Origin of the sequence: Haliea sp. (genome assembly GCF_040221975.1) — a bacterium.
Lineage (GTDB): Bacteria > Pseudomonadota > Gammaproteobacteria > Pseudomonadales > Halieaceae > Haliea.
This window is the reverse complement of the sequence record NZ_JAVJWR010000010.1, coordinates 18,582-40,004: the sequence shown is the minus strand read 5'-3', so window position 1 is coordinate 40,004 and position 21,423 is coordinate 18,582. Positions and strand designations below refer to the sequence as shown.

General features: G+C 64.4%; 20 protein-coding genes and 1 tRNA gene. 8 read left to right on the top strand and 13 right to left on the bottom strand.

The genetic code is table 11. The annotated features are described in order from the left end of the window. Positions 1-9 precede the first annotated feature (9 nt). Both RLO07_RS03200 and yrfG read right to left on the bottom strand, forming a co-directional pair. A complete protein-coding gene (locus RLO07_RS03200; protein WP_462290692.1) occupies positions 10-405 on the bottom strand; it encodes an RNA-binding S4 domain-containing protein in 396 nt (131 codons plus the stop codon). Beyond that, positions 402-1,091 carry a GMP/IMP nucleotidase gene (gene yrfG, locus RLO07_RS03195; RefSeq protein ID WP_462290691.1) on the bottom strand — a complete coding sequence of 230 codons (690 nt, stop codon included), beginning with the start codon at positions 1,089-1,091 and terminating at the stop codon, positions 402-404. Before yrfG ends, RLO07_RS03200 begins: the two co-directional genes overlap by 4 nt. Positions 1,092-1,348: 257 nt before the next feature. Between yrfG and RLO07_RS03190 the strand changes: the two genes are divergently transcribed. The 3 genes from RLO07_RS03190 (at position 1,349) to RLO07_RS03180 (ending at position 3,551) form a co-directional block, all read left to right on the top strand. After that, the gene (locus tag RLO07_RS03190; protein ID WP_462290690.1) at positions 1,349-2,236 is read left to right on the top strand and encodes a 3'(2'),5'-bisphosphate nucleotidase CysQ family protein; all 888 of its coding nucleotides are present in this window, start codon (positions 1,349-1,351) and stop codon (positions 2,234-2,236) included. A gap of 81 nt (positions 2,237-2,317) precedes the next feature. Beyond that, the gene (locus tag RLO07_RS03185; RefSeq protein ID WP_462290689.1) at positions 2,318-2,566 is read left to right on the top strand and encodes a YdcH family protein; all 249 of its coding nucleotides are present in this window, start codon (positions 2,318-2,320) and stop codon (positions 2,564-2,566) included. Positions 2,567-2,603: 37 nt separating this feature from the next. Continuing rightward, positions 2,604-3,551: an MBL fold metallo-hydrolase gene (locus RLO07_RS03180; RefSeq protein WP_462290688.1), complete on the top strand. Its 948-nt coding sequence runs from the start codon at positions 2,604-2,606 to the stop codon at positions 3,549-3,551. A 111-nt stretch (positions 3,552-3,662) separates the two neighbouring features. Here RLO07_RS03180 and RLO07_RS03175 read toward each other — a convergent pair whose 3' ends face one another. Then, entirely contained in the window at positions 3,663-4,148 is a 486-nt protein-coding gene (locus RLO07_RS03175; RefSeq protein WP_462290687.1) for a methylated-DNA--[protein]-cysteine S-methyltransferase, read from the bottom strand. A gap of 11 nt (positions 4,149-4,159) precedes the next feature. Next, positions 4,160-5,590, bottom strand: coding sequence for an AlkA N-terminal domain-containing protein (locus tag RLO07_RS03170; RefSeq protein ID WP_462290686.1), 1,431 nt, complete (start codon positions 5,588-5,590; stop codon positions 4,160-4,162). A 195-nt stretch (positions 5,591-5,785) separates the two neighbouring features. Here RLO07_RS03170 and RLO07_RS03165 point away from each other — a divergent pair, with 195 nt between their 5' ends. Then, positions 5,786-7,042 (top strand): sterol desaturase family protein, encoded by a 1,257-nt coding sequence (locus RLO07_RS03165; protein ID WP_462290685.1) that lies wholly within the window; start codon positions 5,786-5,788, stop codon positions 7,040-7,042. On the opposite strand, the gene RLO07_RS03160 is transcribed toward RLO07_RS03165, so the two are convergent. The 8 genes from RLO07_RS03160 to RLO07_RS03125 all read right to left on the bottom strand — a co-directional run bounded on the left by RLO07_RS03160 (position 7,016) and on the right by RLO07_RS03125 (position 15,603). Continuing rightward, positions 7,016-7,366, bottom strand: coding sequence for a hypothetical protein (locus RLO07_RS03160; protein ID WP_462290684.1), 351 nt, complete (start codon positions 7,364-7,366; stop codon positions 7,016-7,018). The genes RLO07_RS03165 and RLO07_RS03160 overlap by 27 nt on opposite strands. A 61-nt stretch (positions 7,367-7,427) precedes the next feature. Continuing rightward, positions 7,428-8,330, bottom strand: a complete 903-nt coding sequence (locus RLO07_RS03155) for a hydroxymethylglutaryl-CoA lyase (protein WP_462290683.1) — start codon at positions 8,328-8,330, stop codon at positions 7,428-7,430. Beyond that, positions 8,327-10,330 carry an acetyl/propionyl/methylcrotonyl-CoA carboxylase subunit alpha gene (locus RLO07_RS03150; RefSeq protein ID WP_462290682.1) on the bottom strand — a complete coding sequence of 668 codons (2,004 nt, stop codon included), beginning with the start codon at positions 10,328-10,330 and terminating at the stop codon, positions 8,327-8,329. Before RLO07_RS03150 ends, RLO07_RS03155 begins: the two co-directional genes overlap by 4 nt. 3 nt (positions 10,331-10,333) lie before the next feature. Next, on the bottom strand, positions 10,334-11,125 hold the full coding sequence (locus RLO07_RS03145) for an enoyl-CoA hydratase/isomerase family protein (RefSeq protein WP_462290681.1): 792 nt from the start codon (positions 11,123-11,125) through the stop codon (positions 10,334-10,336). 523 nt (positions 11,126-11,648) lie between these two features. After that, the gene (locus RLO07_RS03140; protein ID WP_462290680.1) at positions 11,649-13,256 is read right to left on the bottom strand and encodes a carboxyl transferase domain-containing protein; all 1,608 of its coding nucleotides are present in this window, start codon (positions 13,254-13,256) and stop codon (positions 11,649-11,651) included. A 13-nt stretch (positions 13,257-13,269) separates the two neighbouring features. Then, entirely contained in the window at positions 13,270-14,439 is a 1,170-nt protein-coding gene (locus RLO07_RS03135; protein WP_462290679.1) for an isovaleryl-CoA dehydrogenase, read from the bottom strand. Between the two features lie 116 nt (positions 14,440-14,555). After that, on the bottom strand, positions 14,556-14,936 hold the full coding sequence (locus RLO07_RS03130) for a MerR family transcriptional regulator (RefSeq protein ID WP_462290678.1): 381 nt from the start codon (positions 14,934-14,936) through the stop codon (positions 14,556-14,558). A 142-nt stretch (positions 14,937-15,078) separates the two neighbouring features. Then, positions 15,079-15,603 carry a nuclear transport factor 2 family protein gene (locus tag RLO07_RS03125; RefSeq protein WP_462290677.1) on the bottom strand — a complete coding sequence of 175 codons (525 nt, stop codon included), beginning with the start codon at positions 15,601-15,603 and terminating at the stop codon, positions 15,079-15,081. Between the two features lie 142 nt (positions 15,604-15,745). Here RLO07_RS03125 and birA point away from each other — a divergent pair, with 142 nt between their 5' ends. The 4 genes from birA to RLO07_RS03105 all read left to right on the top strand — a co-directional run bounded on the left by birA (position 15,746) and on the right by RLO07_RS03105 (position 20,579). Continuing rightward, positions 15,746-16,729 (top strand): bifunctional biotin--[acetyl-CoA-carboxylase] ligase/biotin operon repressor BirA, encoded by a 984-nt coding sequence (gene birA / locus RLO07_RS03120; RefSeq protein ID WP_462290676.1) that lies wholly within the window; start codon positions 15,746-15,748, stop codon positions 16,727-16,729. Further along, positions 16,726-17,484 carry a type III pantothenate kinase gene (locus RLO07_RS03115; protein WP_462290675.1) on the top strand — a complete coding sequence of 253 codons (759 nt, stop codon included), beginning with the start codon at positions 16,726-16,728 and terminating at the stop codon, positions 17,482-17,484. The genes birA and RLO07_RS03115 overlap by 4 nt, the downstream gene beginning before the upstream one ends. 297 nt (positions 17,485-17,781) lie before the next feature. Next, positions 17,782-20,247, top strand: coding sequence for an EAL domain-containing protein (locus RLO07_RS03110; RefSeq protein ID WP_462290674.1), 2,466 nt, complete (start codon positions 17,782-17,784; stop codon positions 20,245-20,247). A gap of 256 nt (positions 20,248-20,503) precedes the next feature. Continuing rightward, positions 20,504-20,579 (top strand) — tRNA-Thr (locus tag RLO07_RS03105). Positions 20,580-20,609: 30 nt separating this feature from the next. Here the strand turns inward: RLO07_RS03105 and RLO07_RS03100 are convergent. Beyond that, a complete protein-coding gene (locus RLO07_RS03100) occupies positions 20,610-21,374 on the bottom strand; it encodes a porin family protein (protein ID WP_462290673.1) in 765 nt (254 codons plus the stop codon). Positions 21,375-21,423 lie beyond the last annotated feature (49 nt).

Here is a 21,423-nt window from a genome sequence, read left to right as displayed (position 1 = left end):
TCGCGCCAGTTAGTCCCCGGGCTGTTCCTTGAACCGGTGAATCTGCCGCCGCTGCTTCTTGGTGGGCCGGTGCGCGGGCCGCTCGATCATGCCGCCGGCGGCCTTGCGCGCGGCCGCTTCGCTCTCCCGCTTGGCCACACTCGCCTCCGTCTCGGCATACAGCTGCTGCGCTTCGGGCGCGCTGCGGCGCTGGTCCGAAAGCGCCTCGACCACCACCTCGCGCTGGTCCCAGCCCTGCCGGATCTGCAGCCGGTCCCCCACGGCGACTTCTTTCGATACCTTCACCCGCTGCCCGTCCAGCTGCACCTTGCCGCCCTCGATCGCGGCCTTGGCCAGGCTGCGGGTCTTGAAGAAGCGCGCCGCCCACAGCCACTTGTCCAGGCGCAGTTTGCCAGCGTCGTTCATGTCGGACTGTGGGCCTCGCCGGTGCGCGGCAGGGTGCCGGGCATGATTTCGTCGAAGTGGTGGATGCCGGGGAAGCGGGTGTCGATGCGCTTCTGGTGTTGGCTGTCGGGTTGCAGCAGGGTTAGCAGGTGGGCGATGCCGTACTGGCGGGCGGACTCCAGCACGCTTTCGGTATCGTCGATCAGCAGGGTGCGGTCGGGATTGAACGGGTGCAAGTGCTGCAGCGCGTGCCAGAAGGCCGGATCTTCCTTCGGCGCCTGCAGGTCGTGGGACACCACCAGGCGGTCAAACCAGGGCGTGATGTCGACCTGGGACATCTTGATGTCCAGGGTCTTGCGATGTGCATTGGTGACCAGCACCACCTCGCAGGGGCCGGCGTGCAGCTGCTGCAGGAACTCCAGCGCAAAGGGGCGCAGGGCGACCATGTGCCGGATTTCCCGCTTCAGGGCGGGCACATCCATGTCCAGCTGCGCGCTCCAGTAATCCAGTGAATACCAGTCCAGAGTGCCCTGCCGGCCGTCAAAGCGCCCGTGCAGGGTGGCGGTGGCGTCGGCAGCGGGAATGCCGTGTTTCTCCGCGTACAGGCGCGGCAGGTGGTCCAGCCAGAAGTAGTTGTCGAAGTGCAGGTCCAGCAGGGTGCCGTCCATGTCCAGCAGAACCGTGTCGATACTGTCCCAGTCAATCATGCGTGCGGGTGACCGTTGCGGATGACCCCGCATTATGCCTGTTTTGCCCGGGGCGCGCAGCCCGGGGCGCGCAGCCCGGGGCGGCCGGCCAAGAGAAAGCCTGTCCTGTGGGCGCCCGTTGGCCCGGGTCACCTTCTCTGTCCGCTGCGCGGCCACTCACCGTGTCCGCGGGTGCAAAATCGCGCGGGGACCGCGCGCCCACCGCGATCCATCGGGGCGATGATATAATGTGCACTTTGCGTCCAAGGTGCCCTGTCGTGCATGAACTGAGAGCCCTCGTCTCACCCCTGCTGCGGCTCTGCTTCGAGGCCGGGGAGTTGATCTGCCAGCACTATCACGCTCCGGGCGACAGCGGCCTGAGTACCAAGGCGGATGATTCGCCCCTGACCCACGCCGACCTCGACTCCCACGTGCACCTGCGCGAGGGGCTCGCGGCGCTGACTCCTGACCTGCCGCTGCTGTCCGAGGAGTCCTCCCCCGGGACCAAGGCCCGGCGCCACAGCTGGTCGCGCTTGTGGCTGGTGGACCCGCTGGATGGCACCAAGGAGTTTGTCGCCGGCACCGGCGAGTTCACTATCAATATTGCCCTGGTGGACGATCACCGGCCGGTGTTGGGCATGCTCTACGTGCCGCTGCAAAAAGTCGCCTATGTCGGGATTCCCGGCGACTTTGCCGCCCGCTTCAGCAGCGGCGACGGGCATGCGTGGGAGCGGCAGCCGCTGGCCACCCGGCCGCTGGCCGTGGATGGCGACAATGCCGAAGCCCAGGGCCTGACCGTCCTCGCCAGCCGCCGCCACCGCAACCGCCAGCTCGATGCCTGCCTGGCCTGGCTGGAGTCCCGCCGCGGCCCCCTGCAGCGGGAAAACAGTGGCAGTGCGCTCAAGTTCTGCCGTCTGGCGGAGGGTCGCGGCGACGTCTACCCGCGGTTTTCACCCTGCTGCGAGTGGGATGTTGGCGCCGGCCAGGCGCTGCTGGAGGCCGCCGGCGGCAGTGTGCTGGGCCTCGACGGCAACCCCCTGCGCTACAACTGCCGCGACACCTTGTTGAGCCCGCATTTCCTGGCGGTCGGCGACGCGGACAGCCCCCTGTGGCAGGAACTGCTGGCCAACCAGCGCCAGTTCGCCGCGCCCGCGGGCGGTGGCTGACGCCGAGCTTGTGTCGGTAAAGCAAGAAGGTATAGAGTTGGCTGTTACCGGGAATCTGCCTGGGCAGGAGCCAGTCCGACCATGAATGAGCCACCGCGCAGCCTGTTTGGCAACGGTCAGGAAGACGCCGCCAATGAAGAGCTCACCCCCGCCATGCGCTTGATGCAGCTCATGGCGCGACACCGTGCGCTGGACGAAAAGATCGCCGAACTGTATGAATTCCCCTACAAGAACCAGATCCTGCTGCAGCGGCTGAAGAAGGAAAAGCTGCGTCTGAAGGACTGCATCGAGCGCCTGAAAGACGAATTGATTCCGGATCTCAACGCCTGACCGGGGGCTTCCACAACCCACCACCGGGAGATACACCATGTCCCAGTCAAACCCGCAAACTCCTCCCCCGCGCCGTTGGACCGCGACCCCGGTTGCCATGGCCGCCGCGTTTTGTGCCGCCTGCGCGCTGGCCCTGGCCACCTCCGCCGCGGCCGATGACCAGGCTGCGCCGTCCACGGTCACCACGACCGCCCTGACCGGCAACCTGCACCTGCTGCAGGGTCGCGGCGGCAATGTGGTGGCATCCATCGGCGAGGACGGCGTCCTGATCATCGACGACGACTACGAAGAGATGGTTCCGGCCTACGAGGCGGCCCTCACCGACCTGGTCGGCGCCGACGCCAACCCGCGCTTTATCATCAATACCCACTGGCACCTCGATCACGTCGGCGGCAACCTGTTCTGGGCCGATCGCGGCGCGGTAGTGCTGGCGCACACTAATGTCCGCGAGCGCATGTCTACCCGCCAGGAGATGAAGGCCTTCGACCGGGTGGTGGAAGCCAGCCCCGCGGGCGCACTGCCGGTGATCACCTACGGCGATTCCCTGGCAGTGCACTTCAACGGCGATGACATCGAGGTCCAGCATTACGCCTCCGCCCACACCGATGGCGACAGCGCGGTTTACTTCACCAGCGAGAACGTGGTTCACATGGGCGACCTCTTCTTCAAGGATGGTTTTCCCTTCGTCGACCTCGGCTCCGGCGGCTCCGTGGCGGGCTATATTGCCGCCGCCGACGCGGTGCTGGCGCGCGTCGATGACGCCACGGTGATCGTGCCCGGCCACGGCAGCCTCGCCGACAAGGCGGATCTGCAGCGCTATCGGGACATGCTGGTCACCACCAGCAGCGCGGTGCAAGCGCAACTGGCCGCAGGCGAGTCGGTGGACAGCATTGTCGAGCAGGGCCTGGGGGAGGAGTGGGCACCCTGGGGCACCGGGTTCATCAACGAGGAGCGATGGATCAGCTTTATCGCCAATAGTCCCTGAGCGGTCACTAATCGCGCGGCTGCTGTGGGAGCCCGCTGGCCCAGGCCACTTTCTCTGTCCGCTGCGCGGCCATTCACCTTGTCCGCGGGCGATCCCGCGGAGACCGCGCTCCTACAGATTGGGATCGCAGTGGGGCTGATAGCTGCCTTCCAGCGTCAGCAGCTGTACCTTCAGCGGCAGGCCGCCTCCAAAACCGGTCAGCGAGCCGTCGGCGCCGATGACCCGGTGACAGGGCACCACGATCGGCAGCGGGTTGCGGCCGTTGGCAGCCCCCACCGCGCGCATCGCTTGCGGGTTGCCAATGGCGGCAGCGATGTCCCGGTAGCTGCGCACTTCACCCCAGGGGATGGCTGCCAGGGCTCGCCACACGCTCTGCTGGAACGCTGTGCCAGCGGCCGCCAGCGGCAGGTCGAAGCGCCGACGCCGGCCGGCGAAATATTCCTCAAGCTGGCGGTGTGCGGCGCGCAGCACCTGGTCGGGGCTGGAGCTGTCGCCGTCACCGCTGTGCTGGCCGGGAAACTTGATCGCCGTCAGGTGTTCACCGTCGCTCACCAGCTGCAGGGCTCCCAGGGGGCTGTCGATAATCAGTACGTTCACGCGGTTCTCCTTCATGTGCCGAGGCTGCGCCACAGCAGGTTGGCGGCGTAGGCGCGCCAGGGTTGCCAGCGCCGGCTGGCCTCGTGCAGGGGTAGCGTCGCCTGTGGCAGCGCTTCCCAGGCCCGCATCAGGCCGAGGTCCCGGGGCGGGAATGCATCCGGCTCGCCGTGCCCGCGCATCGCCACCATGGCCGCAGTCCAGGGCCCGATCCCGGGCAGGGCCAACAGCTCCGTCACGCCGGGCGCCGCGCCCTCCGCCAGCAGCCTGCAAACTGCGCGCAGGGTGTCGCGGCGGCGCGCCGGCATGGGGAGCTGGCTGTCCTCCAGCACGGCAATGGCCGCCGGCGCGGGGAATGCGCATGCGGTCCCTGCCCCGGGGGCCGTGGCGGCGGCCAGCCGCGAGCACACCGTGCGTGCCGCCACGATGCTCACCTGCTGGCCGACAATCGCCCGCACCGTTGCCTCTTCGACACTCCAGCAGACCGGGGAGCGCAGGCCGGGGAAGCGTTGCAGCAGGCTGGCCAGCGCGGGCTCCTGCTGCAGTGACGCGGCGATCACCGCGGGGTTGGCGTCGAGGTCGAAAATGCGGCGCACCCGCTGTACCACCGGCATCATGGCAGCCAGGTCCGGTAGCCGCAGCTCCAGTTCCAGGGCCTGTCGGGCGGGAAGGTGGCGCACACGGATCTCCCCCGGCTGCTGTTGCCACAGGATGGTGCGCCGATACGTCTGGTCGTCTACCGACTCTACTCCCGCCACCGCGTGGCGATTGAAAAAATCCAGCACCCCGTCCCAGTCATAGGGTGGCCGGTACTGCAATCGCAGGCGGATGGCCGCACGGGTGGAGTTGGCCTGCCGGGGGCGCCGCAGGGCGCCGGGGGGGCTGCCGAAGCTACCCTGGAAGGCACTGTTGCAGCGCCGCACGCTGCCGAAGCCGGCGGCGTGGGCGATGTCGATGATCGGCAGGGCGGTTTCCTGCAGTAGCTGGCGGGCAAACAAAAGACGCTGGTTTTGGGCCACCGCGACCGGTGACACCCCCAACTCGCGCTGGAACAACTTGCGCAGGTAGCGCTCGCCGACTCCCAGCCTGGCACACAGATCAGCCAGGCTGCCCTCGTTCAGGGCGCCGGCGCGGATCAGCCCCAGGGCGCGTTGCACCGTCACCGAGCTGCCCTGCCAGGCCGGGCTTCCCGGCGCCGTCTCGGGGCGACAGCGCAGGCAGGGTCGGTAACCGGCCGCGGCGGCCTGGCTGGCCTCGCGGAAGTAGGCGACGTTCTGCTCCGCCGGTGGCCGTGCGGGGCATACCGGCCGGCAATAGATGCCGGTGGTGCGTACCGCCAGGAAGAACAGGCCGTCGAAGCGGGTATCGCGCGCCAGCCGGGCGCGGCGGCAGACCTCGGGATCCAGGTCGGGGGTGGATTCTGTGGGTGCGGGGCCGGCAGTCATGGGTTCACTATAGTTCCGGCCCCGGTACCCTGGCTAGCCAGAATCGGCCCTGGTACCGTACCCGGCAAGTTCCCGGTAAACTCCGCCATACTTGGCCGCAGGCTTGCCTGTGGCTACTATGCGAGCACAGGCATTCGATTCCCCGGAGGGCGCGCCCTTGATTGGCACTACCCCGCAACAGCAGGCGGTCCGCGCGTGAACCTGGTTGTTTACGCGGTACCGTTTTTTATCCTGGCCATGCTGCTGGAGCTGTTCTATGGCTGGCGCAAGCGGCGCAATACCTATCGCCTCAATGACAGTGTCGGCAGCCTGTTCCTGGGTACCCTGAGCGAGGCGCAGCGCTTCATCACCCTGGGCGCCGGCGGCTATGTCTATTACCTGATTACCCAGCACTTTTCCCTGCCGCTGATGGACCCCGGCCACTGGTGGACCTGGGTGCTGGCGATGGTGCTGTACGATTTCTGCTACTACTGGCTGCACCGGCTCGGCCACGAGCGCACCATTCTCTGGGCCGCGCATGTTGCGCACCATCAGAGTGAGGACTACAACCTCAGCACCGCCCTGCGCCAGACCAGCACCGGCTTCCTGCTCGGCTGGATTTTCTACATCCCCATGTTTGTGCTGGGCATTCCGGCGGAGGTGGTGATCACGGTGGGCTCACTGAACCTGATCTACCAGTTCTGGGTGCATACCGAGCATGTGCCGAAACTGGGCTGGTTCGAGTGGATATTTGTGACGCCCTCGAACCACCGGGTGCATCACGCACAGAACGACCGCTACCTCGACCGCAACTACGGCGGCCTGTTCATCCTCTGGGACCGGCTGTTCGGTACGTTCCAGGAGGAGCTTGCCGAAGAGCCCTGTGTCTACGGCATCCGCGGCCCCCTGCGCAGCTTTAACCCGCTGCGGGCGCTCACCCACGTCTATGTCGACATGGCCCGCGACAGCTGGCACACCCGCCGCTGGCGGGACAAGCTCCGGGTCTGGGTGGCGCGCAACGGCTGGCGCCCGGCGGATGTGGCGGAACGCTTTCCCCGGGCCAAGGCTGACCTGGCCGCTTTCGAGAAATATGATCCCAGGGTTCCCGCCGCGGTGGGCTGGTATGCCCTGTTCCAGCTGGTGGCGGTGGTGGGCCTGCTGAACATCATGCAGTTCAGCGCCCCGGATTATGTTGCCGGGGTGTTGCTGGTGCTCGTTCTGCTCGCGACCACGGTCACCACAGCGCAGTGGCTGGATGGCGCGGATCCGGCACCGATCCTGCGATGGGAGGCCATGCGCCTGGCCACCATTGCCGGCCTGCTGGGGCTTGGCTGGCTGTCGGGAGTGGCACCCGCGCCCTTGCTTGCGGGGTTGCTGTACCTGATGCTTAACTGCCTGGCATTGCCTTCGCTGGGGCGGCGGGAACACGCGGTGGCGACCCCGACCCTAGATGCTGGGCAAGTGTCGCACTGACCACAGCACCCGGCCGCACAACAGCACCACGGCGAGGTCCGAGGCAAAGCGGATGAGCTGTGCCGCTGGCCACGGCCAGGGCAGGCCGTTGAGCAGGAGGATACCCGCGCAGGCCGCGCAGACGCCGGCGGCGACAAACAGGGTGAAGCGAGAGCGGCCGTAGAGGCCGATGGCGACCAGCAGGTAGACGCTGCCGATCAGGGCGGTGAGCAGGACATCCTCACTGAGGCGGTAGCGCCACAGGCTGGCAATCTGCAGCAGCCCGCTGACGGCGACGATGGTGGCGGCGGCGTAGCGCTGGAGTCTGACGGGCGGTGGCGGCATGCGGGGTCCTGTATTGCTTCCGCCCAGACTTTAGCACGGCGTGAACCACCCCGGAATGTTATCAGCAGCTTCCATCCAGGGCGCGGGCGACCCGGGAACCATTGGCGCGGCCCAGTGTGGCGGAAATGCCTGCGCCAGCGGCAACCAGCGCCTTGAGGTCGACACCGGTTTCGATGCCGAGTCCGTCGAGCAGGTACAGCACATCCTCGGTGGCGACATTGCCGGAGGCGCCCTTGGCGTAGGGGCAGCCTCCCAGGCCGGCCACCGAGGCATCCACCGTGGCGATGCCGTGCTGCAGGCCCACCAGGATATTGGCCAGGGCCTGGCCGTAGGTGTCGTGGCAGTGCAGGGCCAGTTGTGTCGTCGGGATGTCGGCCAGCAGGCAATCCAGCAGGCGCTGCATGCTGCCGGCATTGCCGGTGCCGATGGTGTCCCCCAGCGAGACCTCGTAGCAACCCATGTCCAGCAGCGTACGCGTGACTTGTCGTACTGTCGCCGGATCGATCTCGCCTTCATAGGGGCAGCCCAGCACACAGGAGACATAGCCCCGTACCGGCAGCCCCGCATCGCGCGCCGCGGCCATGACCGGCTCGAAGCGCTGCAGGCTCTCGGCAATGCTGCAGTTGATGTTCTTCTGTGAGAAGGCTTCGGAGGCAGCGCCAAACACGGCGACTTCATCCGCCCCCGCTGCCAACGCCCGCTCAAAGCCCTTGAGGTTGGGCGTCAGGGCGGTGTAGCGTACCCCCGGCCGGCGCTTGAGGCCCGCGAATACCGCTTCGCTATCGGCCATCTGCGGGATCCATTTCGGGTTCACGAAACTGCCCGCCTCAATCACCCGGAGGCCCGCGGCGCCGAGGTCATCAATCAACCGCAGTTTGGCTTCCAGGGGCACGAGGTCGGGCTCGTTCTGCAGCCCGTCGCGGGCGCCGACTTCGACCAGGGTAACGGTCCGTGGCAGTGTCATGGCCCCTCCTCTTCAGCGCTGAAGGCCAGCAGCTCCGCGCCGCCATCCACCAGGTCGCCGGCGGTGAAGAAGAACTGTTCGACGACACCGGCGACCGGGGCGCGAATGGTGTGCTCCATTTTCATCGCCTCCATGACCAGCAGTGGGGTCTTCGCCTCCACCCGGGTGCCGGGCTCCACCAGCAGGGTGACCACGGTGCCGTTCATGGGGGCGGCGAGGCCGCTGCCTGCGCCGCTGCCGTCGCTTTCGCCGGTATCCGGTCGCACTTCGCGGAAGTGGCAGGCGCCGTCGGCGAGATACAGGGTGAAGCCGTCCTCGGTGCGGGTCAGGGTCGCGCGCTGGCGGTGGCCGGCGTGCTCCACCTGCAACAGGTCGCCGTCAAGCCGCCCGCGGAGGATGTCATCGCGGCCGTTGCTGCGGATGTGATAGCGCCCATCCTGGTGCTGGGTTACGGCAACCGGGAACTCCTGCTGGTGGCAGTGCAGCACGAAATGGTGGGCGTGGGGCTCGTTCAGGCGCCAGGCGTTGCCGCTGTTCCAGGGTGACCAGGGGTCGGTGCTGCTGCCGTGGGCGGCCTGCTGTTGCCGGTACAGCAGCAGCGCCAGGGCCGCCAATGGCAACTCCCGCTCCAGGTCCTGTTCCTGCTCATGGAAAATCAGCGCGCCGTGGCGCTCGATAAAGCCGGTGTCCAGTTCGGCGCGCTGGAAGGGTGCGGCGGTCGCCAGGTTATACAGAAAATCCAGGTTGGTGACGGTGCCGCCGATCCGGTAGTCCATCAAGGCCGTGGCCAGGCGCTGCAGGGCGCGCTCGCGGGATTCGTCCCAGACGATCAGCTTGGCGATCATCGGGTCGTAATAGACGCTGATCTCGTCGCCCTGTTGTACGCCAGTGTCGACCCGCACATGGGGGGACTCCGCCGGCGGGCGCAGGTAGGCGAGGGTGCCGGTGACGGGCAGGAAATCGTTGTCCGGGTCCTCGGCGTAGATCCGCGCCTCGAAGGCGTGGCCGCGCAGCACCAGCTGCTCCTGGGTCAGGGGCAGGGTCTCGCCCGCCGCCACCCGCAGCTGCCACTCCACCAGATCCTGGCCGGTGATCATCTCGGTGACCGGGTGTTCCACCTGCAGGCGGGTATTCATCTCCATGAAGTAGAAGCTGCCGTCCTCGTCCAGCAGGAACTCCACCGTGCCGGCGCCGCGGTAGTCGATGGCCTGAGCGGCCTGCAGCGCGGTACTGCCCATGGCCGCACGCAATTCCGCGGTCATGCCCGGGGCGGGCGCCTCCTCGATCACCTTCTGGTGCCGCCGCTGCACCGAGCAGTCCCGCTCCGCCAGGTAGATGCCATTGCCGTGGTTGTCGCAGAATACCTGCACCTCCACGTGGCGGGGTTTGGTCAGGTACTTTTCCACCAGCATGGTGGCGTCGCCGAAGCTGGCGCTGGCTTCGCGCTGTGCCGCTGCCAGCGCAGCGTTGAACTCGTCCGCCGACCACACCTGGCGCATGCCCTTGCCGCCACCGCCCGCGGTCGCTTTCAGCAGCACCGGGTAGCCCATCTTGTCCGCCTCCGCCTGCAGCAGGGCCGGATCCTGGTCGGCGCCGTGGTAGCCGGGCACCAGGGGTACTCCGGCCGCGTCCATGATCTCCTTCGCCGCCGACTTCGAGCCCATGGCCTCGATGGCTCCGGTCGGCGGTCCGACAAAGCAGATGTCATTATCCGCACAGGCACGGGCAAAGCCGGCGTTCTCCGACAGGAAACCGTAGCCCGGGTGAATCGCCTCGGCGCCGGTACTGAGCGCGGCGTCGATGATGCGTTCGATCACCAGGTAGCTCTCCCGCGCTGGCGCGGGGCCGATATGCACCGCCTCGTCGGCGAGCTGCACGTGCAGGGCATTGCGGTCGGCATCGGAGTAGACTGCCACCGTGGCAATACCCAGCCGCCGCGCGGTGTGGATGATGCGACAGGCGATTTCACCGCGGTTGGCGATCAACAGTTTTGTGAACATGCCTCAATTCCCCAGCCAGTTGGGCTTGCGTTTTTCCAGGAATGCGCCGAGACCTTCCTGGCCCTCTTTGGACACCCGGATATGGGCGATGCGCGCACAGGTGTCCTCCACCAGCTCCATGGTGATCTCTTCCCCGGCGACGTTGACGATCAGATCCTTCGCTGCGCGCACCGCTTCCGGCCCGTTGCCGAGAAGGGCGTCCACCAGTTGTTCCACCTCGGTGTCCAGAGACTCCTCGTCGGCGAGCTCGCTGATCAGGCCCAATTGCAGTGCCCGATGGGCGTCAAACCGTTCCGCGGTCAGGAAGTAGCGCCGGGCTGCCCGTTCACCGATCGAGCGGATCACATACGGGCTGATCGTCGCCGGCACCAGCCCGATCTTCACCTCCGACAGGGCAAATGTCGCCCCCCGCGTTGCCACCGCCATGTCGCAGCAGCTGACCAGCCCGACTGCGCCGCCAAAAGCCGCGCCCTGTACCCGCGCAATCGTCGGCTGCGGCAACCCGAACAGTGCCTTCAGCATACCCGCCAGGGCCTCTGCATCGCGCAGGTTGTGACCGTAGTCGTAGCCCGCCATGCGCTTCATGTAGTCGAGGTCGGCGCCGGCGGAAAAGTGCTTGCCGTTCGAGGCCAGCACCACCACCCGCACGTCCTTGCGCTCGGCGAGCGTGTCAAACGCCAGCCGCAGCTGGGCGATGATCACATCGTCGAAGGCGTTGTGCTTGTCCGGATTGTCAATCGTCACCGTGGCAACGCCGCGGGCATCAATATTCGTGATTACGGGTTCAGTGTTCATCGTTTCTCGTCCCAATTCGTTTCAGCTGGTTCGTGACTGTATTTACCGCTGGCACTGGCGCCGGGGGGACGCAGAGGGGCAGCCGGGACACGCCGCAAGTACGTCCCTGTAGGCTCGGCGACGGCCTTCCATGGCCGTCGACGGTCCCGCCTGCCCCTCTGCGTCCCCCCGCCGCCTCTACTTCCAGACTCCGTCGCGGGATACAGTGAATGTGGCTTGGTAAGAATCGCTGCCTGGTGTGAAGCTCGCTCCGTTTCAAAATGCAGTTGTTGCGACTCGAGCAAGAGTTGCGCAGGTCTCGAATCCCGCTCCATAGGTAAGGGTGTGGGGGCGGTTAGGGCTTGGCCGGACCGTTGGCGGCCATGGACGGCCGCCACCGAGCGCACATGGATGTGCTTGTAGCGTGTCCGGACAAGCCCTAACCGGCTCCGCGCCCGGGCTCGGAGTACATTTAGCGTGTCCGGGAAAGCGCCCAGCGGCACCGGACCCGAGTGCGAAGTACATGCCCAAAGGAACCTAATTATCACATGCGGAACACGCCGAAGCGTGTCTCCTCCACCGGTGCATTGAGCGCCGCCGAAATCGCCAGCCCCAGCACCATCCGCGTATCCGCCGGGTCGATCACCCCGTCGTCCCACAGCCGTGCCGACGCGTAGTAGGGGTGCCCCTGCTTTTCGTACAGCTCCAGCGTCGGCTGCTTGAACGCCTTTTCTTCCTCCGGTGTCATGCTTTTACCGTCTCTCGCCAACTGGTCCTGCTTGACCGTGGCGAGGACGCCGGCGGCCTGTTCGCCGCCCATCACCGAGATGCGCGCGTTGGGCCACATGAACAGGAAGCGCGGTTCGTAGGCGCGGCCGCACATGGCGTAGTTGCCGGCGCCGAAGGAGCCGCCGATGATGACGGTGAATTTGGGTACGTTGGCGCAGGCGACGGCGTGCACCATCTTGGCGCCGTGGCGGGCGATGCCGCCGGCCTCGTACTGCTTGCCGACCATGAAGCCGGTGATGTTCTGCAGGAATACCAGCGGGGTCTTGCGCTGGGCGCAGAGCTCGACGAAGTGCGCGCCCTTGACCGCGGATTCGCCGAACAGGATGCCGTTGTTGGCGATGATGCCCACCGGATAGCCGTGGATGCGGGCGAAGCCGCAGACCAGGGACTCACCGTAGAGGGCCTTGAACTCGTCGAACTCGGAGCCGTCGACCACGCGCATGATGACTTCGCGCACGTCGTAGGGCTGGCGCACATCCTTCGGGATCACCCCGTAGATCTCGCTGCTGTCGTAGAGCGGCTCCACCGGCTCGCGCAGGTCCATGGCTACCGGCTTGACCCGGTTCAGGCGGGCCATGGCGCGGCGCACCAGTTGCAGGGCGTGGTGGTCGTTGTTGGCGTAGTGGTCGGTGACCCCGGAAGTGCGGCAGTGGACGTCGGCACCGCCCAGCTCCTCGGCGGTGACCACTTCTCCGGTCGCGGCTTTCACCAGCGGCGGCCCGCCGAGGAAGATGGTGCCCTGGTTCCTGACGATGATGGATTCGTCCGCCATCGCCGGCAGGTAGGCGCCGCCGGCGGTGCAGGAGCCGAGCACGGCGGCGATCTGCGGTATGCCGCGGGCGGACATTCGCGCCTGGTTGTAGAAGGCGTGGCCGAAGTGGTCCTTGTCCGGGAACACCTCGTCTTGCAGCGGCAGGAAGGCACCGCCGGAATCCACCAAGTAGATGCAGGGGAGGTTGTTCTCGTCGGCGATGGTCTGGGCGCGGCCCTGCTTCTTGACCGTCAGCGGGTAGTAGGTGCCGCCCTTCACGGTGGCGTCGTTGACGAAGATCATGCACTCCTGGCCGGAGACCCGGCCGATGCCGGTGATGATGCCGGCGCCGGGGACGTCGTCGTCATAGACCTTGTAAGCCGCCAGCTGGGACAGCTCCAGGAAGGGCGAGCCCGGGTCCAGCACCGCCTGCAGCCGCTGTCGGGGCAGCAACTTGCCGCGGGACAGGTGCCGCTCCTGGGCCTTCGGACCACCACCTTCGCGCAGGCTCGCGACCAGCTGACCGAGGTCCTCGACCTGGCGCTGCATGTGCTCGCTGTTGGCCTGGAAAGCTTCGTCCCGGGGATTGAGGCGTGATTGCAGTACGGTCATGGGAAGGCTCCGGTCAGACGGTTTCGTTGAACAGCTCGCGGCCGATCAGCATGCGGCGGATTTCCGAGGTGCCGGCGCCGATCTCGTAGAGCTTGGCGTCGCGCAGCAGGCGTCCGGTGTTGGCTTCATTGGTGTAGCCGAAGCCGCCCAGGGCCTGGATCGCCTGCAGCGCCATCTGGGTTGCCTTCTCCGCGGTGTAGAGGATCACTGCGGCGCAATCCTTGCGGCTCTCCTGGCCGCGATCGCAGGCGGCGGCCACCGCATACAGGTAGGCGCGGGAGGCGGAGAGATCCGTGTACATGTCGGCCAGCTTGCCCTGCATGAGCTGGAACTGGCCGATGCTCTGGCCGAACTGCTCGCGGGTGTGCAGGTAGGGCACCACTTCGTCCAGGCAGGCCTGCATGATGCCCACCGGTCCCCCCGACAGCACTGTGCGTTCGTAGTCGAGGCCGGACATCAGCACTTTCACACCCTGGCCTTCACCGCGAAGGATGTTCGCGGCCGGCACCGGGGTATTATCGAATACCAGTTCGCAGGTGTTGGAACCGCGCATGCCCAGCTTGTCCAGTTTCGGCGAGCGGGAGAAGCCGGGGTAGTCGCGCTCGACAATGAAAGCGGTGATGCCTTTCGAGCCCGCTGCCGGGTCGGTCTTGGCGTAGATCACGTAGACATCGGCATCGGGGCCATTGGTGATCCACATCTTGTTGCCGGTCAGGTACCAGGTGTCTCCGTCCCTGCGCGCCTGCAGCTTCATGCTGACCACGTCGGAGCCGGCATTGGGTTCGGACATGGCCAGCGCGCCCACGTGTTCGCCCGTGCACAGTTTCGGCAGGTACTTCTGCTTCTGCTCCTCGTTGCCGTTCTTCTGGATCTGGTTCAGGCACAGGTTGGACATGGCGCCGTAGGACAATCCTACCGAGGCCGACGCCCGGCTGATTTCCTCCATCACGATGCTGTGGGCCAGGTAGCCCATGCCGGAGCCGCCGTAAGCCTCGTCCACGGTGATGCCGAGCAGGCCCATGTCACCAAACTTGCGCCACAGGTCGGCGGGGAACTCGTTGTCGCGGTCGATCTGTGCCGCCCGCGGGGCAATTTCCTTCTGGCACAGCTGGTAGACGGCATCCCGGAGCATGTCCAGTTCTTCGCCGAGGCCAAAATTCAGGGTGGGGTAGCCGCTATTCATGGTCTGGTCCTGCCTGCTTCAATCAGGTTTGTAGGAGCCCGCTCTGCGGGCGATGGTTTGTCCTGGAATCGCCCACAGAGTGGGCTCCCACAGGACTTGGTCCCGGAGTGGGGTGGTCATGGGTTACCCTCCAGCCCGCGCTCGCACAGGGCCTGAACCTCGTCCAGGCCGGCGAGCATGTCCTCGATGTCCTGCTGCTGGCGCAGGAGGCGGGCACGTTTGTCCTGCACGGTGCGTATGAGGGAGTGTAGCTGGTCGCGGTTGTTGTGCTCGGGGTCGTACATGTCGATGACCTCGACACTTTCCTGCAGGCTCATGCCGATGCGCTTGCCGCGCAGGATGAGCTTGATGCGGACGCGGTCGGCGGGGGTATACAGGCGCTTCTGGCCCTCCCGGCGGGGCTGGATGAGGCCTTTTTCCTCATAGAAGCGGATGGTGCGGGTGGTGACCCCGAACTCCTCGGCCAGCTCCGATATGTTGTAAGTGCGTGTAGCCACGTCTGCGGCGCGCCTCTGTCCTGTTCTGTCGAGGCAAACTATAGACCAAGTTGACGTTAACGTAAACGTCGGAAATCTCCGCGGCAACCTGGCCCACGAAACCCAGCCTGTCGTTGGTCAGGAGCCGGCTGATGAGCTCGGGTCAGCTGGCGCCCAGTTGTTCCAGCAGGCGCGCCTTCATCGGCTTGACCCAGTTCTCCCGCAGCGCGTCCGACAGCAGGCCGGCCGCATCCAGCTCGTCGCACAGGCGCATCTGGTGGGCGAGATCAAACATGTCGAACTGGCGCGCAATCCGTGCCTCCGCGTTCAGGGTGATGAAGGAGACCCCCGGGGTTTCGTAGTGGCTGCCGTCCGCGCGCTGGCCGGGGCCCCGGTTCATCCAGTGGGTCACCAGGCGGTTGTCGCTGCCGGTGTAGACGCCCATGTAGGGAAAGGTCCAGCCCTCCCAGCCCACCTGCATGTCGCGCCCGTAATGGGTAGCCTTGATTTCCTCGCTGCCGTTGGCGACGACCTTCATCACTCCGGCGTATTCGCAGGTGTAGACACAGTCGCGAGCGTAGATCTCGTCGACAAAAAAGGTCCATTCATTGTCAACGCAAGCCTGCTGGTGGGCGCGGATAAGTTTGTCGGCGGCGGCGCGCAGGGTGGCGTCATCGAGGCTAGGCATGGCTTGTTCTCCGTTCGTTGTTTGCCCGCTTACTGTCCCCCGATTTTACGCGCGAGGCCAATAGTGGCGTTTGTTCAGTTGAACCGGGCCAGTATTTGCTATCATCCGCGCTTGCAAACCTCAACGGCAGGCAGCGGCACAGATGCCCAAGACAACCCTTGTACCCATGCTGGCGGACGGCGAATTTCATTCCGGCCAGGATCTCGCCGCCGCGTTGGGGGTTAGCCGCACCGCGGTCTGGAAGCAGCTCAATCGCCTGCAGGAACTGGGCCTGGCCGTGGAATCGGTCAAGGGCCGGGGTTACCGCATCCCCGGCGGCGTCGAGCTGCTGGATGAGGTCAGCATTCGCGCCGGTCTTGATGTCCCGGTGGCCGGGCTGCTACGGGAACTGCAGCTGCTGGAAATCGTCGACTCCACCAATGCCGAGGCCCTGCGTCGGGTGGCCGCTGGCGCTGGCGCTGGCCCGGGGCTGGTTTGCAGCGCAGAGCAGCAGACCGCCGGCCGCGGCCGCCGGGGCCGGGCCTGGGTGAGCCCCTACGCGCGCAACATCTACCTGTCCCTGGTGTGGGAGTATCAGGAAGGTGCCGCCGCCCTGGAGGGCCTGAGCCTCGCGGTAGGGGTCGCGGTGACCCGCGCCCTGGCGCACCTTGGCCTGCCGCCACTGCAACTGAAGTGGCCCAACGATCTGTTGTTTGCCGGCGCCAAACTGGGCGGGGTGCTACTGGAGATGGCCGGTGACGCCGCCGGTCGCTGCCAGGTGGTGGTCGGGGTCGGCATCAACGTGACTATGCCGCCGGCCGCGGCACAGGCCATCGACCAGGACTGGACCGACCTGGCCACGATTGCCGGTGGCCGGGCACCGGGCCGCAATGCGGTGGTGGCCAGACTGCTGAACGAGCTGTTGCCGCTGGCGGCCAGCTTTGCACGCACCGGTTTTGCGCCCTGGCGCGAGGCCTGGATGGCACTGGATGCCTTCGCCGATGTCCCCGTGGTCCTGCACAGCGGCGAGCAGCGCCAGGCCGGTATTGCCCGCGGCGTCGATGATCGCGGCGCACTGCAACTGGAGACCACGTTGGGAGTGCGGTCGATTTATGGTGGCGAGATTTCGCTCAGGGCGGCATCGTGAGCGGCGTTCAATGCCTGCAGCTGGATGTCGGCAACAGTAGCGCCAAGTGGCGCTTGATGGTGGGCTCCGAGGTGCTGGCGCGCGGTGTCTACCGTCGCGACGATGAGGCATCGCGCACCCGCCTGCTGGCCTGCAGCGACACCGTGCAACAGATCTGGGTTGCCAGCGTGGCCAGCGAGGAGGCGGAGTTCCAACTCGGTACCCTGCTCGAGGAGCGCTGGCAGGTGCAGCCCTGGTTTGCCCGCAGCGAGGCGCGCACCGGCACCTTGGTCAACAGCTATCAGCAGCCACTGCGCATGGGCGTGGACCGCTGGCTGGCGATGCTCGGTGCCTGGCACCGCCATTCCGCCCGGCTCTGCGTGGTCGATGCCGGCTCTGCCTTGACCATCGACCTGGTGGGTGCCGATGGCCGCCATCAGGGCGGCTATATCATCCCCGGCCCCTCGTTGATGGAGCGGGCCCTGCTGCTGGACACCGACCGGGTGCGTTTCGCGGAAGAAGCGGTCTATGACCTGGCGCCCGGGACATCCACGGCCGAAGCGGTGCGTCACGGTATTGCCCTCGCCCAGGCCGCGGCGGTGCGGGTGGCAATGGAGCAGGCCGGTGAACCGCGGCCCACCCTGTACCTGTGCGGCGGTGGTGCCGAGACCCTGCAGCGCCTGCTGGGTGGTGCCGGTGAGTGGATTCCCGACCTGGTCTTCGAGGGTCTGGAAGCCATGGCTGCGATGCAGGGTCGCGATACCGGCGGGGAATAGGAGTGGCGCAGTCTGGCCGATACCCACTGCATCAGCACGATTGGTGGCCGGTGCTCCGAGCAATCGGCTGGCACCATCGTGGATGGCCTGGTCCACCAGGCCTACAAGACCAGTTACGGAGAAGAGCCCATGAGCACAACAAGGGCAAACTTGACGAGTGCCACCGCTTGCGAGTATCAATAGATAGTCTGCATCACCATACGCCCACGTTGGGCGCGTTGCCCCTGCCCGGGTGGCGAGCTTCAATGATCGATGACGGTACTGCGACAACGATAAGGTCTGGCCGGGAGACCCGTTTTGTTTGAGATTATCGCGTCGGCTTCTTACTGGATTCTGGTCGTTCTCTGGTTGATCATATTCTGGCTTTATATCGGCAGTCTGCGCGTTTCAAAAAGCGTAGACAAAACGATCGCTGCGCTGTTACTGATTCTCGCTATCGACGCTTTCCGCACACTGTTTGAAAGCACTTACTTTGGTCTCTATTTCAATTCGCTGTTTGGGTTCTTGCCAATTGGTGTGCACGAGACCCTGTCCCACCCCAGCCTGATGGTCGTTCCGAAGCTACTCAATATCATTGCCGGGCTGCTGGTCCTGTTCCTGCTGATCAGACACTGGATTCCGCGGGAAATGCACCAGCGAAAGGCCTGGATAGATGGTCTGAGGCGCGAGAAACAGATTGCGGAGCAACAGAGAGAAGCAGCTGAGGTTGAGTCAAGAAAACTCCAGTCTGTGCTGGATGCCATACCCGATGCGATTTTGATAACGGATACCGAGCGACGCATTGTCGCGACAAATATGGCCATGCAGCGAGTGTTTGGTTACAGCATTGATGAGCTGGCAGGCAAGAAAACATCGGTAATCTATGCAAGTGAGAAAGACTACGAACAGCAGGGGCGACTTCGATTCAATCTCAGTGCCGAGGAAAAAGCGGCGCCTTATGAGGTTGAGTACAAGCACAGGGACGGGCGTTTGTTCCCCGGTGAAACCCTGGGTGTTGCACTGCGTGAAGCAGGAGGTGAAGTCTCCGGGTACATCGGCGTCATTCGCGATATTACGGAGCGCAGAGACAATGAGAACAAGTTGAGATTGGCAGCCAGTGTGTTTACTCATGCCCGTGAAGGCATAGCGATCACAGACGACCGCGCATGCATCATCAATGTAAACAATACCTTATGTGAGATGAGCGGATACGAACGTGACGAACTGCTCGGCAGCAATCCCCGCATTTTACACTCAGGGCTGCAGAAGTCCGAGTTTTACCAAGCCATGTGGGAATCGCTGGTCAACAGAAAGCACTGGACCGGGGAGATCCTGAACCGCCGCAAGGATGGCAGGGTCATGGCCGATCTGGTCACTATCAGTGCAGTTTGTGACGACGATGATGTGGTGCAGCACTATGTGGGTCTGTTCACTGACATCACCAAAATCAAGGAGAATCAGTATCAACTGGAGCACGCAGCTCACTATGACGAACTGACGAATTTGCCGAACCGGGTGCTGCTGGCCGATCGCTTGATGCAAGCCATGACGCAAAGCCAGAGACGCAAAAATTCGGTCGCTGTTGCCTATCTGGATCTCGATGAATTCAAGGCGGTTAATGACAAATACGGTCACTCTGCAGGCGACCAGCTGTTGATTGATGTATCGAAGCGGATTTTGAGCGTTCTGCGAGAGGGGGACACGTTAACCCGTATTGGCGGTGACGAGTTTGTTGTTGTGCTGGCGGATATCGAAAAGATGTCGGACTGCGAGAAGCTTTTGTTACGGATTCTGCATGCGGCCTCAGAACCGATAGTTTTGGATGAATATACGCTGAGCGTCTCAGCCAGTATCGGGGTAACCGTGTATCCACAGGATCTGGTTGAAGCGGAACAATTGATACGCCACGCCGACCAGGCTATGTACACCGCCAAGCAACAGGGCAAGAATACCATTCACATTTTCAATACTGTTGAAAATGATGCTGCTCTGGACTACCGGCAGTTTATCCAGGGCGTTCGACTGGCTCTCGAGAGACAGGAGCTGGTGCTGTATTACCAGCCCAAGGTAAACCTGGAGTCGGGGGAGGTCATCGGTTTTGAGGCGCTTATCCGCTGGCAGCATCCCGAACGAGGCCTGTTGAGCCCTGACCAATTCATACCCCGGATAGACAATCACGAAATCAGCGTCGATATCGGCGATTGGGTTATCACCACTGCCCTGGAGCAAATCAGACAGTGGCAACGTTTGGGTCTGGATATTGCCGTCAGCGTCAATGTCAGTCCGCGGCAGCTGCAGGCCGAGGACTTCGTGGCAAAGATTTCTGGATGGCTGTCTGACTACCCATCCATCACACCGAATTTGCTGGAACTCGAAATTCTTGAATCCAGTGCGATGAGCGATATCAATGACGTATCCAAGGTGATGTACAACTGCCTGCAGATCGGTGTGGGCAGCTCGCTGGATGATTTTGGCACGGGATATTCGTCGCTGGAATATCTAAAGTTGCTTCCCGCAGGGTTTCTTAAGATAGACAAGAGCTTTATCCGTGACATGGCAGAAGACACGGACGACAAGACCATCGTATCGGCCATAATCGGTCTGGCCTCTTCGTTTCACCGCACAGCCATTGCTGAAGGCGTGGAGACCAGTCAGCAGAGGCGGCAGCTGTTGGCAATGGGCTGCAAATTTGGCCAGGGCTTCGGTATTGCCCGTCCAATGCCTGCCGAGAAGGTGCCAGGATGGCTCAAAGAGTGGAAGTCCAAGCCCCATTGGGCTGACTGAGCACCTGACGGATGCTGATGCGTCGAAGTGGGGTCAATGCCGGCTCGGCGCTGAACAATGATCGGTTGGATCCTGGCGGTCATTACGAGGGCGGCGATATCATCCCGGGGCTTTCGCTGGTGGAGCGTAGCCCGTCGTGGGTTACCGGTCGTGCGCCCCTGGCTGGGCGTCCCCTGCGAGTTGCTATTGCATCACCTGGGGCCATTGTCTATCATGCGCCCCCGCGGGAGCGACTGCCCCCGGCAATGTGTTTTTGGCTGGCGTAGCTCAGTAGGTAGAGCAGCTGATTTGTAATCAGCCGGTCGGGGGTTCGATTCCTCTCGCCAGCTCCAATCACATCCGGTGCTTTCCGCAGAGATCGATCAAAAGCGGTAATCAGCAGAAAAGACCAGCGCGTTGAACCAGGCGAAATTGTAGACATCGTCAGTATCGGCACCGCCTTCGAGCGTTCGGTATCCCATCCCTACCTTCCAGTGCTCATCCACGGTGTAGTTCAGGCGAATGCCGAGGTCGATCGCGCGGCCAGGTCCGCCGGCCAAGCCATCAAGATCTGCGGACAGGGACCAGTGATCGTCGAAGCGGTATTCCCCGCCCAGATACAGTAACGGCACCAGCCCGATATCATCATCACTGCTGCTGGTGGCTCCCTGTGTCAGCTTGATTTCGGCGTCACGCACTTTCAGCGTGGCGCCCACCCAGAAGTCCCAGTGTTCGCGTGCCAGCCAGTGATAGCGATAGCCCAGGCGCCAGGAATTGAACCTGTACTCCGCCTTCACGTCCTTATCGCCGCTGTAGGACCTGCCGGCGAAGCGTGTTTCTTCCGCCAACTGGCCGTTTTCACTGTAGGACAGCGGTGCGAGCAAAAAGCGCAGCCCGTGCTTATCATTGACGTCCCAGGTACCTTCGATCCTGATGGCCGCCCACGGGCCGGAGCCGGCCACGTCTGCCAGGGAAAACCTTGTACCCTGCTCATCATTGGGAATCTGCACGTTGTTCTTCTCCTGCCAGCTTGCACCCAGTTCAACGTGCAGGTTGAACGGCCGGTCTGTTGCCACGGCGGGGATGGCAGTAGCCAGCGACGCCGCGATTGCAGCGGCCCGGACGAGCTTTGTCGAGTAATAAGGCATGGCGATTTCCCTGGCTGGCGAGTGGCTTCTTTATACGGGTCAGACCCTG

Bases quoted from the DNA above. Each gene is read 5' to 3' on its own strand.
- birA (WP_462290676.1), top strand. From the start codon at position 15,746: ATGCCCAAGACAACCCTTGTACCCATGCTGGCGGACGGCGAATTTCAT.
- RLO07_RS03145 (WP_462290681.1), bottom strand. From the start codon at position 11,125: ATGAACACTGAACCCGTAATCACGAATATTGATGCCCGCGGCGTTGCC.
- RLO07_RS03135 (WP_462290679.1), bottom strand. From the start codon at position 14,439: ATGAATAGCGGCTACCCCACCCTGAATTTTGGCCTCGGCGAAGAACTG.
- RLO07_RS03150 (WP_462290682.1), bottom strand. From the start codon at position 10,330: ATGTTCACAAAACTGTTGATCGCCAACCGCGGTGAAATCGCCTGTCGC.
- RLO07_RS03200 (WP_462290692.1), bottom strand. From the start codon at position 405: ATGAACGACGCTGGCAAACTGCGCCTGGACAAGTGGCTGTGGGCGGCG.
- RLO07_RS03100 (WP_462290673.1), bottom strand. From the start codon at position 21,374: ATGCCTTATTACTCGACAAAGCTCGTCCGGGCCGCTGCAATCGCGGCG.
- yrfG (WP_462290691.1), bottom strand. From the start codon at position 1,091: ATGATTGACTGGGACAGTATCGACACGGTTCTGCTGGACATGGACGGC.
- RLO07_RS03180 (WP_462290688.1), top strand. From the start codon at position 2,604: ATGTCCCAGTCAAACCCGCAAACTCCTCCCCCGCGCCGTTGGACCGCG.
- RLO07_RS03125 (WP_462290677.1), bottom strand. From the start codon at position 15,603: ATGCCTAGCCTCGATGACGCCACCCTGCGCGCCGCCGCCGACAAACTT.
- RLO07_RS03155 (WP_462290683.1), bottom strand. From the start codon at position 8,330: ATGACACTGCCACGGACCGTTACCCTGGTCGAAGTCGGCGCCCGCGAC.
- RLO07_RS03170 (WP_462290686.1), bottom strand. From the start codon at position 5,590: ATGACTGCCGGCCCCGCACCCACAGAATCCACCCCCGACCTGGATCCC.
- RLO07_RS03185 (WP_462290689.1), top strand. From the start codon at position 2,318: ATGAATGAGCCACCGCGCAGCCTGTTTGGCAACGGTCAGGAAGACGCC.
- RLO07_RS03160 (WP_462290684.1), bottom strand. From the start codon at position 7,366: ATGCCGCCACCGCCCGTCAGACTCCAGCGCTACGCCGCCGCCACCATC.
- RLO07_RS03140 (WP_462290680.1), bottom strand. From the start codon at position 13,256: ATGACCGTACTGCAATCACGCCTCAATCCCCGGGACGAAGCTTTCCAG.